The following is a 14,515-nucleotide window of genomic DNA, read 5'->3' as shown; positions in this document are numbered from 1 at the left end:
ATCGCGCCATGGACTGCCCGTACGCGCGATCCACAACACCGCTTCCACAAACAGCCGATTATTCCGCCCACTGCGACTTGGGTCGCTCGACTTGCCTAGGCAGTGAGGTTCAATCAACGCCCAATGGGCGTCAGTCAGCACAAAACGTTCCATCCAAAGCTTGAATCACATCTCAAGCTACGAGTGAATCCCCACAGACCTTATTGCGGTTCACAAAAATAATGCCACCCGGCACGCGGCAATCTTCAGCACGAGGTCTGCAGCGGCTCACGGAAAAACGGCCGCAGACGCACCCTCTGTTCATCCGTCAGTCAGGACAGATCGCTTATCTTCAGTCTCCCCCTCATATCCTGAATCAAAATTCCCTGCAAAAATCAATAAGGCCCGAGCTTGGCCTTCATTACTGATGGCGCAGCGTCACAACCAGAACATCCCGCCAGGCGGGGCGTTCCGGATCCACCGGATAAACCGGGGTGACGCCATGAAAAACCTTGTGGTCATCAACAAAGGCTGCGTCCATCGGCTGCTCCAGAGTAAACACACCAAGGGGCTGCCTGTGCAGATCGTAAATCGTCGTATCACCGCTGGCGATATTTTCCCGCCGGATCATCAGGACCAGCACCCAGTCCACACCATCTTGATGAAGGCCTTCCGGAGTAGGGTGGCCTGACCCGTTTTCCGATGCCTCAATCCTGAACTGATGTATCTCTGTATGCCATGTCTCCGGCTGGAGAGAGGGCGGAGACATATCTCGCGTAAAATGCTGCATCAGGCGCAATATAGCCTGCATGGCAGGATGATCGCCGACGTTATCGGCCACAGGCTCAAACCAGCGTTCTATCCCGCCGTTCAGTGTGTTGTAATCACGACTCTGATAATGAGGCTGATGCCGTTTGCGCTCAGTTTTTTCATGATCGAGAGCAAAAGTGGCATAGCGCCGCCGCCGGTATCTGCCCCCGTCAGCCATGTAGAGATCCGGTCCGAGATCATCCCATGAGGCAGCAAAAGACTCCCAGTCGGTCATGCCGTAGGCAGAGAGAAGCTCCCGCATCGCGGCTCCGGGAAGGAAGGCAAAGCCGTGCTCTCTTGTGGTCTCTGCAATGCGCGAGAGGCTGCTGTCAGACTGCATCCGGTTTCGTACCTTCAGGAGCGGGTGGCGGCGATCCCGGAATACGACCGGTCATGGCCAGATTGAGCGCGGTATTCGGGGCAGATGCGGTGAAAGAGGTCGGCGTATAATAACTTACACCGGCTTCCACCATGCGGTTGCCCAGCCGCTTATAGAATTCACGCCAGACCTTCCACTTCATCATGGGGCCCGTACGGATTGTCCCGAAGACGACAGCACCGTTTCCGTCGGCAAGGTTGACCCCAAGATCATTATAGCCCGAGAGAATAATGCTCCGGAACCCGTCCTCCTGACGCATCTCCTCCACAACATCTCTCATGATTCCCGCGACACGCCCGTAATCCTCGCCCAGATCAACCGTCTGACTGACGATGATCTGGTTAAAATCACGCGCCGTATTGGCAATCGTGGAGACGGAGGAAAACGGAATAACGTGGAGATCCCCGTCAAACGAACGGATCTTTACGGCCCGGATCGAAAGATTTTCCACATTGCCGGACACGTTCCCGACCGTCACCCAGTCACCGACCTGGATCGCATCTTCCACCAGCATGAAGAAGCCGGTGATGAAATCCTTCACCAGACTCTGGGAGCCGAAAGCAATGGCCGCGCCCATAATCCCGGCACCGGTCAGCAGCGGTGCGATATTGATGCCGATCTGGGACAGCGACGTGACCAGAACGATGATGATGATCACCGTCAGCAGCATGGTGCGGATGATCGGCATCACGGTCCGCAGACGTGTTGCACGAGAGGCCAGAGAGGCATCGTTATAGCGCTCAAGCTGCCGGTTCAGGGCTGCATTGATAACCTCCCAGATCATGGCCGCGACAGAGGCCGCAATCACGAGTGTCATGGCGGAATTCAGCAGCCGGCTGCCAAGTGTGGAGGCCGTGAAGAAGTACCAGCTCCGGATGCCCCAGGATTCCGTCACGGCAACCACCGTGACGAACATGATCAGTGCCGTCATCACGCCGCGAACGAACGGATAATAACGATCAGCCCGTTTCTGCATATCCGGATGTTCGCGGATCATTTCCGGAGAAATCCGGAAAAGACGATCCTGCAGACCATAAAGCAGAACCGACACCAGCCTGCTGACCGCGATGATCGCGACGGTCATGCCGACGGCCTGGAGTATCCAGGTGTATCCGCCACGCAGTCTGGCAGCCCAGACAAGCCAGAGAGCGCCATCCAGGAAAAGGGTAGGGATCCACCAGAAACTCGCAAGAGTGGACAGAGCCGCGCCGAAAGCCGTTTTCCGCGTCTCTCCGGACGGCTGAAGCGTGCGCGTGACGATCTTGCGGACGCGCCATATGAACGCGGCGATGATCAGGTGCTCAGCCAGAACGACAGCCCGGATCATGGCCTGAGTCCCCTGTTCCGACAGGTTGAACTCTCCGCCAAGCTTCGAGAGACAGACGACAATGGACGGCGCGGCAACCAGCAGCATCCACCACCGCACAAGCAGCCGCGCAGTTTCGTCAGAAGCCGGTGTCAGGCGGATTTCGGGAGATTTGGGAGCGAGAGCCGTCTCGACCAGCAGGAAAAACCCGCGGGCAATGACATAGGCATTGGTCAGGGTGAAAACGACGGAAGCGGCAAGGACCGTATCGGTCATGAAACTGCCGCCCGCGTATCCGATACACAGGAAAACCGCCACCGGCACGAGCTTGAGCAGGAGGTGCAGGACGACATAGGGCACGCGGGCGAGAAACTTCAGGGTCTCACGCTGCCGCCGCTCATCATCGGCGCGTGTTCCTGCCCCGGGCAGCGCGGCAGCATCGTCCGGAGCCGGATCTGCCGGATCGGTATCGACAGCACCGGTCCGGCGATCCGTTTCATGAGACCGCGCCCGCGCGGTGACGGCATTCAGGCGGCCCCTGAGCAGAATGGACGTCCCGCGCTCTGCCGCAAGCGCGGTCAGGAGGATAATCAGGGCGCGCGAGAAGATATTCAGGAACTCATCACGCCGGTCAGGATTGCTGAATTCCGTTCTCGCCCAGACGGCAACAGATTTCAGATTGATAAAAAGTCCTGCAAAATTATGTGCATAACCATTCAGGCTGTGGCCGATACTGCCGAAATCAGTGGCAATATCATGATCAATCGCGCTGTCGACAGATTTCGCGGTGGTGCCGGACGCAGGCTTCTGCTGGGCTGACAGCCCCCGGGCCATCAGCGAAAGCGTCTGTGTAAACTGTTCGCGCTGCCTGGGATCATTCAGAACGCCCAGCAGCTTTCGCGCATCTTCCTGGCTGAGCGGGGGAGGGTTTGCCGCTGCCGGGGCCGCGGACTGCGCCAGGGACGAGTGCAGCGGTGCGGCTGCTGCCCCGCAGAAAACGAGAAGAAAAAGGAAAAAACGAAAGATCTGTCCCGCAGGAGTCATCCGGTTTCCGGCAGAGCGACGGCAGCGAGACGGGATCATTCAGTATTCCTTCCCGGTTGAATACAGACAGGGAAGGCTTATCAGAACAGCCAGCGAGGGGAAACGCAGAGCCGGTCTGCTTCAGCTGCGGTATGATCCGTTGATGTCGATGTAGCCATGCGTCAGATCGCAGGTCCACAGCCTGGCACGGCCTTCTCCCAGGCCGATATCGACGCTGACGGAGATATCGCTGCCCTTCATATGCTCAACGACAGGTGTCTCGTCATACCCTTCGACAACAGCACCGTCACGGGCAATGGTCACGCCGCCGATGGATACGGACAGCCGGTCCCGATCTGCAGGCTCACCAGCCTTGCCAACCGCCATCACAACCCGCCCCCAGTTGGCATCTCCTCCGGCAATAGCGGTTTTCACCAGCGGGGAATCAGCGATGGAGCGTGCGATCTTCCGCGCGGATGCATCAGAGACAGCCCCTTCGACCGTTACCTCGATCTGATGTGTCGCGCCCTCTCCGTCGCGGACGACCATAAGGGCCAGTTCAAGCAGAACCTCATTCAGTGCCGTGCGGAAAGCGGAAAGCTGCGGGTCAGACGCTTCTTTAACCACGGGATTTCCCGCTTTTCCCGTGGCGAAAAGCAGAACCATATCCGAGGTTGAGGTGTCTGAGTCGACCGTGATGGAATTAAAGCTGCCCGTCACTCCCTCACTCAGAAGAGACTGCAGGACAGGAGCGGGCAGGGCGGCATCCGTTGCGACATAGGACAGCATGGTCGCCATATCCGGAGCGATCATGCCGCTGCCCTTGGCAATCCCCTGAATGATGACCGGCACATCCCCGATCGTGGTTCTGCGAACCGCGGCCTTGGGGAATGTGTCCGTCGTCATGATACCGCGAGCAGCAGATTCCCACCCGTCTTCGGAGAGGCTGGCATAAAGCTCCGGCAGCGCGGAAGTGATCCGCCCGGAAGGCAGAACCTCTCCGATCACACCTGTGGAGGCCAGATAAACCTCATCAGGCCCGCATCCAATGAGACGGGCGGCTTCCTGTGCCGTCTTATCGCAGGTTTCTCTGCCGGCCCTGCCGGTAAAGACGTTCGCATTGCCGGCATTGACGACAAGGGCACGGGCTCTGCCCGCCGGAAGGATATCTCTGCACCATTCCACCGGAGCACCGGGACACAGGGTCCGGGTGAAGACACCCGCAACTGTCGTGCCTTCGTCAAACGTCATCATGACGAGGTCCGTGCGTCCCTTATATCGGATACCCGCGGCAACAGCACCCAGACAGATACCCGCAACAACGCCGAGGGAGGGAAGGGGCCGGGCAAGGGGAGAAACGGGAACGGGAGGCATCAGAACATATCCGCCAGATGATCAGGGAAGCAGATGATCAGAAAAAAACGGCCGGGACACAGAGATATCTGCAGTCCCGGCCGGTATCGGAGCAGAAGCCGATCAGGGCTTTGCCGGAGCCGCTGCCGGGGTCTCCGGAGCATCCGGAAGCGGCTTGCCGGTCGTCGGATCGTAACGCACGATCTTGACGGCTTTCTCAGCCTTCGCGACGGCGTCGCTGATACCCTTCTGGAGGATATCCTGGCGGATCTTGTCCTTCACCTCATCCAGCTTCGGAACAGGCGCCGTGCGGGTCTCAAGAACCTGGATGACGTGCCAGCCATACTGGGTCTTGACCGGCGTCTGGCTGTAGGTGTTCGGCTTCATCGCGAAAGCCGCATCGGAGAAGGCCGGGATCATGTCGCCCTTCTTGAACCAGCCCAGATCGCCGCCGTTCTGCTTCGCGCTGCCGGTATCGGTGGAAAGCTTCTCTGCCAGCGTGCCGAAATTCGCACCGCCCTTGAGCTTGGCGATGATGTCTTTCGCCTCAGCCTCGGTCTTCACCAGAATATGACGGGCATGAACTTCCTCTTCCGGCTTCTTGGAAGCGTAGTTCTTGTCATAATAGGCCTTGATGGCGTCATCAGTCAGCAGCGGCTTGACCTGATCGGACAGCCAGGCGCTCTGGAGCGCGTTGTCCGCGGCATGCTGCATCGCTTCCTGAACCTCAGGCTTGTCCTGAAGCTTCTCCTGATGCGCAAGAATCTGGATCGCCTTCTGATCCACCATCTGCTTGACAAGCATCGGCAGGATCATTTTTTCCGGCAGCTGACGAAGCTGCGGCGGGACGTTCGCTGCGGCCTTCTGCACGTCCGCGACCGTGATTTTCTGGCCGTTCACCGTCGCGATCGTCGCGTTCGGATCAATCGGCGCCTCCTGAGCGGGCGTCGCGGCGGCTGCCGGTTTCGCCGCAGCAGGAGCGTCCGCGGCAAAGGCGGCAACCGGCGTCAGGGAGGAGGAGAGCAGAGCTCCGAGGGACAGGAGAGAAGCTACCCGTGCAAAGACCATAAGAATAAAGATCCTGAATATCGAAAAGCGCGGACATCATGGCTGAGGTGTCTGCCGCCCGCAAGAGCGCGACGATATGATTTTCCGAACTGTAATCAGGCCGCCATCGCCGGTTCAGAAGCGAAGAAAAACAGCCGTCAAGGCCTGTTCAGGTTGACCCGAAACGGGGGCGGGCCTATCTCATGGCCGCGTGGAGATTTTGTCTCCGCATGTGTTTTTGTCTGTATTCCCCGGCTTCCCCCTGCGGGGAAATCTGTCGGGCGGGGGTATTCCCCGATACTCCGGAAGGTTTCAATGCTCGCCTCGCTGGTCCGCGCTTTATTCGGCACTTCAAATGATCGCGCGCTGAAGACATTCCGGCGACGGGTGGCAGACGTCAACGCGCTGGAAGCTTCCGTCACGGGGCTGAGCGATGAGGAACTGAAGGCAAAGACCGGAGAGTTCCGGGAGCGTCTGGCGAAGGGAGAGACGCAGGAAGCCCTGCTGCCCGAGGCGTTCGCGGTCTGTCGTGAGGCATCGAAGCGTGTCCTCGGCATGCGACACTTCGACGTGCAGCTGATCGGCGGCATGGTGCTCCAGAGCGGCAAGATCGCGGAGATGCGGACGGGCGAAGGCAAGACCCTGGTTGCCACGCTTGCGGTTTATCTCAGTGCCCTGACCGGGAAAGGCGTGCACGTCGTGACGGTCAACGACTATCTCGCCCGGCGTGACGCGGATGAGATGGGCAGGCTCTATTCCTTCCTTGGCCTGACCACCGGCGTGATCATCCCTAACATGCCGGACGACGCACGCCGCGAAGCCTATGCTGCCGACATCACATACGGCACGAATAACGAATTCGGCTTCGACTATCTCCGCGACAACATGAAGTTCCGCCTGGAGGACATGGTCCAGAGACCATTCCACCACGCGATCGTGGACGAGGTTGACTCCATCCTGATCGATGAAGCCCGCACGCCTCTGATCATTTCCGGTCCCGCGGAAGACAGTTCGGATCTCTACCGCGCGGTGGACGCCGTCGTGCGTGAACTGGTGAAGGATCCGGCAACCTACGACAAGGACGAGAAATTCCGTTCGGTCATCCTGACGGAGTCCGGAAGCGACCGTGTGGAGGAAATGCTGGCCACGGCAGGCATCCTCGCCGAAGGCGGACTGTATGACGCGCATAACGTCTCGGTCGTGCATCACGTCCAGCAGTCCCTGCGGGCCCATACGCTCTTCTCGCGTGACGTGGACTACATCGTCCGCGACGGCAAGGTGATCATCATCGACGAGTTCACCGGACGTATGATGGACGGACGGCGCTACTCAGACGGCCTGCATCAGGCGCTTGAGGCCAAGGAGCACGTGGAGGTCCAGCAGGAAAACCAGACCCTCGCCTCCATCACCTTCCAGAATTTCTTCCGCCTCTATCCCAGACTGTCCGGCATGACCGGAACTGCAATGACGGAAGCGGACGAGTTTGCGGAAATCTATAAGCTCGACGTGGTGGAAATCCCCACCAACCTGCCCGTTGCACGTAAGGACGGGGATGACGAGATCTATCTCACGGAAGCAGATAAATTTGCCGCCGTCATCAGGCTGATCAAGGAAGTTCACCCCTCAGGACAGCCCATTCTGGTCGGCACGACTTCCGTCGAGAAGAGCGAGGTTCTGTCTCAGCATCTGCGTGAGGCCGGCGTTCCGCACAGCGTTCTCAACGCACGCTTCCACGAGATGGAGGCCTCCATCGTAGCCCAGGCGGGTGCCCCCGGCGCGATCACGATCGCCACGAACATGGCCGGGCGCGGCACCGACATCAAGCTCGGCGGCAACATCGAGATGCGGATTGCCCAGGAGCTGGGCCATATTGAGGATCCGACGGAGCGCGAGGCGGCAGAGAATGCCATCCGCGAGGAGGTCGAGCGTAATCGCGAGATCGTCCGCAGCGCCGGCGGGCTGTACGTCATTGGAACGGAGCGGCATGAAAGCCGCCGCATCGATAACCAGCTCCGTGGCCGCGCCGGGCGTCAGGGTGATCCGGGTAACTCCAGCTTCTTCGTCTCTCTTGAGGACGATCTCATGCGGATCTTCGGGTCCGAGCGTATGAGCACGATGCTCCAGAAAATGGGCATGAAGGAAGGGGAGGCGATCATCCACCCCTGGCTGAACAAGGCTCTGGAACGCGCACAGAAAAAGGTCGAGGCCCGCAACTTCGACATGCGTAAGAATACGCTGAAATACGATGACGTGATGAACGATCAGCGTAAGGAAGTGTATGCGCAGCGCCGCGAATATATGCTTGAGGAAGATGTCTCTTCTCTCCTTGCCGAGATGCATGAAAGCCTCATTCAGGATCTGACAGCGTCCCGTATCCCGGAAAAATCCTTTGCCGAGCAGTGGCAAAGCACTGAACTCAGGGAAGATATTGAGCGGATTTTCGGTCTGACCCTTCCGGTGGAGGAATGGGCGCGTGAAGATGGTATGGATCGGGAGCAGGTCGCCTCTCGCATCATGACGGCCGCTTCCGAGGCCCAGGCTGTCAAGGCAGCCAATTTCGGCCCGGATCTGATGCGGTATATCGAGAAGCAGATCCTTCTGACGACATTTGACTCCGTCTGGAAAGAGCATCTCCATCACCTGGATCAGCTCCGCCAGGGGATCGGCCTGCGCGCATATGGTCAGAAAGATCCTCTGAACGAATACAAGCACGAGGCTTTCAAGCTCTTCACCTACATGCTTGACGAGCTGCGTGAGCGCGTTGTCACGCTGATGGCTCGTGTCGAGGTTGCGCCGCCTCTGGAAATGACAGACCCGCTTGCCGGAACGCACGAAATCCACGCGGATCTTTATGAATCGGGCCCTGAATCTCTCTCGGGCGTGGTTGCGGCAGGAGAAGGCGGCCCCGGCACAGGGGAAAGCATGCTGCCGATCGGAGCCGGTGCGATCGTGACGGATGATCCGTCCAGCTGGGGTGAAACGCCCCGCAACGCACTTTGCCCCTGCGAATCGGGCAGAAAATACAAACACTGTCATGGTCGCGTGCCCTGAGCGGGTCGGCCTGACAGGTTTCTGAAAAGAAGACAGAAGTAACCGGAGGCGAAATGGCTGGTCATTCGCAATTCAAGAATATCATGCACCGCAAGGGCGCACAGGACGCCCGCCGTGCAAAACAGTTCGCCAAGGTAATCCGGGAAATCACGGTGGCTGCCCGTTCCGGTATGCCGGACCCCGCTTCCAACCCGCGTCTTCGCGCCGCGATTTCCGCTGCGCGTGAAGTCAATATGCCCAAGGATACGGTCGAGCGGGCTATCAAGAAAGCCACCGGAGCCGGCGGCGGAGAGGACTACGTGGAGGTCCGCTATGAAGGCTACGGTCCTTCAGGCGTGGCGGTGATCGTTGAGGCGCTGACCGACAACCGCAATCGCACGGCTTCCGACGTGCGTGCGGCTTTCTCGAAATACGGCGGCTCTCTGGGAGAAACGAATTCGGTCTCCTTCATGTTCCAGCGTCTTGGCGTCGTGACATATGCTGCGGCAGCCGCATCGGAAGACGACATGCTTGAGGCCGCGATTGAAGCCGGAGCCGAGAACGTCGCATCCACGGCCGACATGCACGAAATCACGTGTCAGGTGGAATCCTTCTTCGCCGTCAGGGATGCGCTGGAAAGCCGCTTCGGAGAGCCGGAAAGCGCAAAGCTGGACTGGCGTCCGGAGAACAGCGTCTCCCTGGACGAGGACTCTGCCCGCTCCGTGCTGAAACTGCTGGACGTCCTTGACGAAAATGACGATGTTCAGAATGTCTACGCCAATTTCGACCTTCCGGAAGATGTGGCGGAGAAGCTTTCGGCCTGACGAAAGCAGGTTCCGTATTCCTGCCCTGTGAAAGAGGCTGTTCCATGCGCGCGGTCAGGACGTTTCTGCCGGTCATAATGCTCGGACTTTCGGGATGTAATCCGCCGACACCGTTCACGCTTCTCGCGGGAACACAGGCAGAGTCAGCAACCGGCACTGTTCGGGCCCTTGCGTCTGTCGGAGGGCGGTCTGTCGTACTGACGAACGCTGTCCTGGTTAATCCTGACTGCTCCTCGGCCGGAACAGCGCATTTCACCATCACCCGCCAGCCGCAGCACGGAACTCTGAAGATCGAGAGCGGGGAATATTACCCCTCCTATCCGTCGTCCGATCCGAACAGATATGCCTGCAACGTGCGCAAGCATCCGGGTATCCTGGTCCGGTATATCCCGCAGCCGGGATATACGGGCGAGGATTTCACAGCCATTTCCGCGATCGCGCCGTCCGGAAATATGGCCACCGCAGATTACCGTATCAGCGTTACACCTTAATCGGGCAGACTCATCCGCACGGAAACCGGGCAGTGATCTGACAGCCGTGCGGTCTCCTCAGCAGACAGCCCGCGCATGGTCCTGACGCGCAGGCTGTCAGGTATCAGCCAGGAACGTGCCTGATTCCCCAGAAGGATCGAGTCGATAAAATACTCGCCTCCATGACACGGACTGGACCGCCCCGCAGTCGTCAGTGTGAGAGGCGAAATGCGGTCGAGCTGCTCGAAAAGCGGATCATGCGGTGCAAGACGCCGGTTGAAATCTCCGATAATGGCAAAAGGAACACCCTCATCCTGTCGCTGGAGCACCCAGTCCTGAAGCACACTGAACTGCTGCCTCAGCACCGGGCAGGAGTAGCGCTTTTCCCCCGGAGATCTTTCCCAGCAGCCGGTCTTGAGATGCACGACCAGAACTCTCAGAGAACTGCGACCGTTGCTGACGGTAACATCCAGTCCCCGGCGGAGGGCATGAGGTGCTGAAGGAGGATAGACGTTCAGTTCCGTCACATCCGGGTTGCGCGTCACGGACAGGCTTCGCTCCACCGCAATGCCCACACGCTGGACAATGTCATCATCGGTCATGAACACACGATAACGTGACAGAGAAAAAATCCGGGCAGCAAGCTCCGGACCGTCAACCTCCTGAAACCCGATCACGTCCGGTTTCAGCTTCTCCGCAAACAGCCCCAACGCTATAAAATCCGCATCAGTACGCGGGCGGACATTTTCAGGGAGACCAGAAGTGCGGCCGGTCACCCACTCCATATTCCAGGTGCTGAGCCTGATATCCCGGCACAGCGCCGGAAGAGGCAGAAGGCACGCGGACAGCAGCGTTATAAGAAGACTGCCGCCGCGTATCATACTGATCAGATCAGGTCGTGGGCACGCCTGCATCCAGCTGGCGGATCGCCTCATTAATGGAGATCGATTTCCGCGTTTTCTCATCCAGAACAAGAACCTCACCCGTGCCGATATCATAGAACCAGCCCTGGATGATCAGTTCCTCGCGCGCAAGTGCCGCAGCAACGGAAGGATGTGTTCTCAGATGGGCAATCTGCAGCAGGACGTTCTGCTCGGACATGCTCTGCACCGAAGGAGGTCCGCCATCCTCCGAGTTGAGCGCACCGGCAACAGCCCGTGCCGCCTCGGCATTTTTCAGCCATGTCCGCACCGTCGGCATCGCATCCAGCTTGGACGGGTCCGGGCTGCACAGGGCCGTCATCGCTCCGCAGTTGGAATGACCGCAGATGATGATATGAGAGACCTTGAGCGCCATGACCCCGTATTCGATCGCAGAGGAGACGCCGCCCAGGGCCTCACCATAGGCCGGAACAATGTTGCCGACATTCCTCACAATGAAAAGATTGCCAGGATCCTGCTGCGTGATCAGATCAGGAGTGACACGGCTGTCCGCACAGGCAATGAGCAACGTGTGCGGAGACTGTCCCTCAGCCAGGCGGCTGAAAAGTTCCTTCTTCTCAGGAAAGACCTCAGAGTTGAAATGTTCAACTCCGCGGAGCAGGGAGATAAGGCTTGAACGGGCGTCAGCTTTGGTCATCATGTACTCCGTGCGGGAAATCGCCTGTGCAGAACGTTAGCAGTAATGCACCAGAGGAAAAAGCAGGTGCAGGCAGACAGGTTTCCCTGTCGACATAAAACGTCACAGTGACAGCCGGCTTCTGAATTTTCCGGGAAGGTGCCGGTACGCTGAGCAGTCCCGGAAAGCAGTCAGTATCCGGCTGCGGTCCGGTTTCGTTGCGGACAGGGGATGACCTGATGATTTTGATGCAACGGCATCAGGTCACATTCTTTGTTATAACATCATCCGCTGATTCCGCGCTTCGGATGATCCCGCCATATCTGTGGCAGCATGAATGACGCGGCCGGCCAGACAGTCATCGTCGTTCCTGTTGCTCTGAAAGCCGGCATGCCCGTGCTCCTGACCGATAAGAACGGACACCTCCCTGTCACACATGCGTCATCCTCAGAGCTTGCGGATATCAGGGCGCTTCTAAAAATTGCCCTCATAAAGATTCTGCCCGCCAGCACGGTCAGCGGATCCGTCATGGCTCATCAGTTCCCGTCCGGGACGCCGGATCATCACCCGTATCAGAGGCGCAGAGATATAATCTGCGTTGCGTGCATACCGCCGGATCTGAACACGGGACGAAAAATCTCCTTTTATTCTCTGGCACCATGGGAAGACAGCCGTGGCGATATCCACGCGAGAATACAGGAACTGCTTGCCGTCCGGCTCAGCGGGTCAGGCGGCGCGATCTCGTCACAAAGACAGCTTGCAGACGTTCTTTTCGGGATGAACGGACAGTTCTGGCATCCGGAGCTCATAAAGGAGAGATACGTATTTTTAAAAAACGGATATTATAAAAGAGTTTTTTTCAGAAAAAGCAGAGTGTCCTCCGGAAAATATTCTGGAATGCGCGATACTGGCGCTGGCCTATCTACGGAAGAACAGCCCGGTCGCCTCCGCACCGCCATCCCTGCTGCCTGAAGAGTTCAGCATGCCTGAACTGCAGATCGCAACAGAAGGTATTCGTGGAAAATATGAAGACAGGCTCTCATTCCGTCGGAATACAGTCCGCCTGAGTTTTCTGGAGGAAACAGGCAGCCTCAGTGACAGTGCGTCAGGCCGGCCGGCAAGATTATACCGCTTCACCCAAGCGGCCATCATGATCTTCAGCAGCGACGCGGTTCATCTGAACTGGCAGCCAGCCGCCCGGTAACCGGTTAGTCAGAAATTTTCGTCATTCTCCGCTCAGGAGACATGACAATGACAGCACCCGTTTCTGCCATGCCGGAGCGTGTTCAGTGAACACTCCGGAAAATATCGATAAACTTCATGGACAGCCGGTTATCGCGGGAAGCAGTATCGCCGGACTTCTGATTGCCCTGCATATGCAGGATGCACCATGTATTGTCGTCTCATCGGGAGAGAACAGAGGCTGTCCGTATCGTCGTGAACCCCTTCCTGATCCGGAAATCACATCAAAAACATTTATCGCACGCTCCGGAGGAACGCTCGCCTGCGGAGACGGTCTCTGCCTGCCGGAGACAGTGCAGCTTTTTGCAGACAGCAACAGCCTCATTCAGAAAGATATGGCTGATTTTATTCCCGCCGAACTGCGGGAAAAGAATGGAAACGGAGAAGATTTGCGTGCCAGCCTTCTCGACAGAGTCAGACAGAACAGAAATATCACACTCCTGTCCCCCGCCGTTCTTACGGGAATAACAAAGACGGAGGGACGTGTGACTGGTGTCTCCCTCCGTGCGGATGAGCGCAGCATACAGATCAGCACCGATGCCGTGATCCTTGCCTCAGGCGGCGTCACCTCCGTAATCCGTGGCCGTCAGCCGGAAACATGCGGAATATCCCTGGCCTTACGCGCCGGTGCACACATACGCGATCCGGAATTTATTCACTTTCATCCCCTGACGTTCACGGAGGGGCAGGAGCAGATTTTTGTCCCTGAGAACGTTTCGGCAGAGACCATCTTCTTTTCCGACGAAAAAAATCATCCTCTGTTCTTCCCGGTCAGGGACAGACCGGCGCTGGCCCGCGCCGTCTGGCGTCAGACCGAAAGCGGTCACCGTGTCTATCTCGATCTCAGCGAGGCAGCCGCGGACCCGCGTCATCTGACGAATACAACCTGGATCAGATTTATGGAAAACAGTCGTCGCGCGGGACGTGATCTGACTGTAGAAAAACTTCCCGTCACCGCAAGCCCGGCGTTTCATACGGGAGGTATTCTTGTCGATACAGACGGCAGAAGCTCTGTGCCAGGGCTATGGGCCTGCGGCGAGATTGCAAGCACGGGCCTTCACGGGGCGGATTATCTGCCCGGAAATGCTTTTCTGGAAGCGCTCCTGTTCAGCCGAAGGGTCGCACAGAATGTCCTCATTCGCGAGACAGCCCGTTTTCCGCTCATGAACCAGAACCATACCGCGGGAGTAAGGCCACACGGTCTCGCCGGTCTGCTGCAGCGCCTTTCATACGTGGCGCTTTCTCCCGTGAGATCGGCAAAAGTTCTGGAACTGGTGATCAGCAAGCTCGCGGAATTCGTCAGCTTTGATGACGCCGCGCTGCTCGTCACCACCTGCTGTCTCGGAGCATTAAGACGGCAGGAAAGCCGAGGCTGTCATTACAGAATGGATTTTCCATCCGGCATGGAAGAGGCCAAGCACTCCGATTTCGCGCTTCCGTTCATCCTGAAGGAAATCGCCAGGATCAGAAATCACTCAGACAGCCGACACTGAAC

Annotated in this window: 12 protein-coding genes; 5 read left to right on the top strand and 7 right to left on the bottom strand. The window is 58.1% G+C overall.

Annotated elements, in window-relative coordinates:
* The 5 genes from LOC54_RS01535 to LOC54_RS01515 form a co-directional block, all read right to left on the bottom strand.
* On the bottom strand, positions 1 to 153 hold a 153-nt coding region (locus LOC54_RS01535; RefSeq protein WP_279312058.1), incomplete at its 3' end, for a transposase.
* A gap of 247 nt (positions 154 to 400) precedes the next feature.
* Positions 401 to 1,129: a 2OG-Fe dioxygenase family protein gene (locus LOC54_RS01530; RefSeq protein WP_279312054.1), complete on the bottom strand. Its 729-nt coding sequence runs from the start codon at positions 1,127 to 1,129 to the stop codon at positions 401 to 403.
* Complete coding sequence (locus LOC54_RS01525; protein ID WP_279312053.1) at positions 1,119 to 3,518, bottom strand: mechanosensitive ion channel family protein; 2,400 nt, start codon at positions 3,516 to 3,518, stop codon at positions 1,119 to 1,121. Before LOC54_RS01525 ends, LOC54_RS01530 begins: the two co-directional genes overlap by 11 nt.
* A 120-nt stretch (positions 3,519 to 3,638) precedes the next feature.
* Positions 3,639 to 4,871, bottom strand: coding sequence for a bifunctional glutamate N-acetyltransferase/amino-acid acetyltransferase ArgJ (gene argJ, locus LOC54_RS01520; RefSeq protein WP_408740269.1), 1,233 nt, complete (start codon positions 4,869 to 4,871; stop codon positions 3,639 to 3,641).
* A gap of 102 nt (positions 4,872 to 4,973) precedes the next feature.
* Entirely contained in the window at positions 4,974 to 5,918 is a 945-nt protein-coding gene (locus tag LOC54_RS01515; RefSeq protein WP_279312052.1) for a peptidylprolyl isomerase, read from the bottom strand.
* 294 nt (positions 5,919 to 6,212) lie between these two features.
* Between LOC54_RS01515 and secA the strand changes: the two genes are divergently transcribed.
* Genes secA through LOC54_RS01500 form a run of 3 tightly spaced genes read left to right on the top strand, consistent with a single transcriptional unit; the run spans position 6,213 to position 10,242 of the window.
* Positions 6,213 to 8,948, top strand: coding sequence for a preprotein translocase subunit SecA (secA, locus tag LOC54_RS01510; protein ID WP_279312051.1), 2,736 nt, complete (start codon positions 6,213 to 6,215; stop codon positions 8,946 to 8,948).
* A 53-nt stretch (positions 8,949 to 9,001) separates the two neighbouring features.
* A complete protein-coding gene (locus LOC54_RS01505; RefSeq protein WP_279312050.1) occupies positions 9,002 to 9,751 on the top strand; it encodes a YebC/PmpR family DNA-binding transcriptional regulator in 750 nt (249 codons plus the stop codon).
* Between the two features lie 44 nt (positions 9,752 to 9,795).
* Entirely contained in the window at positions 9,796 to 10,242 is a 447-nt protein-coding gene (locus tag LOC54_RS01500; RefSeq protein WP_279312049.1) for a hypothetical protein, read from the top strand.
* On the opposite strand, the gene LOC54_RS01495 is transcribed toward LOC54_RS01500, so the two are convergent.
* Positions 10,239 to 11,102 (bottom strand): endonuclease/exonuclease/phosphatase family protein, encoded by an 864-nt coding sequence (locus LOC54_RS01495; RefSeq protein WP_279312048.1) that lies wholly within the window; start codon positions 11,100 to 11,102, stop codon positions 10,239 to 10,241. The genes LOC54_RS01500 and LOC54_RS01495 overlap by 4 nt on opposite strands.
* 10 nt (positions 11,103 to 11,112) lie before the next feature.
* Entirely contained in the window at positions 11,113 to 11,802 is a 690-nt protein-coding gene (locus tag LOC54_RS01490) for a carbonic anhydrase (protein ID WP_279312047.1), read from the bottom strand.
* Positions 11,803 to 12,619: 817 nt separating this feature from the next.
* Between LOC54_RS01490 and LOC54_RS12320 the strand changes: the two genes are divergently transcribed.
* Positions 12,620 to 12,982 (top strand): NrtR DNA-binding winged helix domain-containing protein, encoded by a 363-nt coding sequence (locus tag LOC54_RS12320; RefSeq protein ID WP_408740272.1) that lies wholly within the window; start codon positions 12,620 to 12,622, stop codon positions 12,980 to 12,982.
* An 85-nt stretch (positions 12,983 to 13,067) separates the two neighbouring features.
* Positions 13,068 to 14,513, top strand: coding sequence for an FAD-binding protein (locus LOC54_RS01485; protein ID WP_279312046.1), 1,446 nt, complete (start codon positions 13,068 to 13,070; stop codon positions 14,511 to 14,513).
* The last annotated feature ends 2 nt before the right edge of the window (positions 14,514 to 14,515 follow it).

This window comes from Acetobacter sp. AN02, from assembly GCF_029759835.1.
GTDB lineage: Bacteria > Pseudomonadota > Alphaproteobacteria > Acetobacterales > Acetobacteraceae > Acetobacter.
The sequence above is the reverse complement of the archived record's forward strand: the minus strand, read 5'-3'. Positions and strand labels throughout refer to the sequence as shown.

What these genes read in the sequence shown, in the direction of transcription:
- LOC54_RS01530 (WP_279312054.1), bottom strand. Translation starts at nt 1,129, where the DNA reads ATGCAGTCTGACAGCAGCCTCTCGCGCATTGCAGAGACCACAAGAGAG.
- LOC54_RS01525 (WP_279312053.1), bottom strand. Translation starts at nt 3,518, where the DNA reads ATGACTCCTGCGGGACAGATCTTTCGTTTTTTCCTTTTTCTTCTCGTT.
- argJ (WP_408740269.1), bottom strand. Translation starts at nt 4,871, where the DNA reads ATGCCTCCCGTTCCCGTTTCTCCCCTTGCCCGGCCCCTTCCCTCCCTC.
- LOC54_RS01515 (WP_279312052.1), bottom strand. Translation starts at nt 5,918, where the DNA reads ATGGTCTTTGCACGGGTAGCTTCTCTCCTGTCCCTCGGAGCTCTGCTC.
- secA (WP_279312051.1), top strand. Translation starts at nt 6,213, where the DNA reads ATGCTCGCCTCGCTGGTCCGCGCTTTATTCGGCACTTCAAATGATCGC.
- LOC54_RS01505 (WP_279312050.1), top strand. Translation starts at nt 9,002, where the DNA reads ATGGCTGGTCATTCGCAATTCAAGAATATCATGCACCGCAAGGGCGCA.
- LOC54_RS01500 (WP_279312049.1), top strand. Translation starts at nt 9,796, where the DNA reads ATGCGCGCGGTCAGGACGTTTCTGCCGGTCATAATGCTCGGACTTTCG.
- LOC54_RS01495 (WP_279312048.1), bottom strand. Translation starts at nt 11,102, where the DNA reads ATGATACGCGGCGGCAGTCTTCTTATAACGCTGCTGTCCGCGTGCCTT.
- LOC54_RS01490 (WP_279312047.1), bottom strand. Translation starts at nt 11,802, where the DNA reads ATGATGACCAAAGCTGACGCCCGTTCAAGCCTTATCTCCCTGCTCCGC.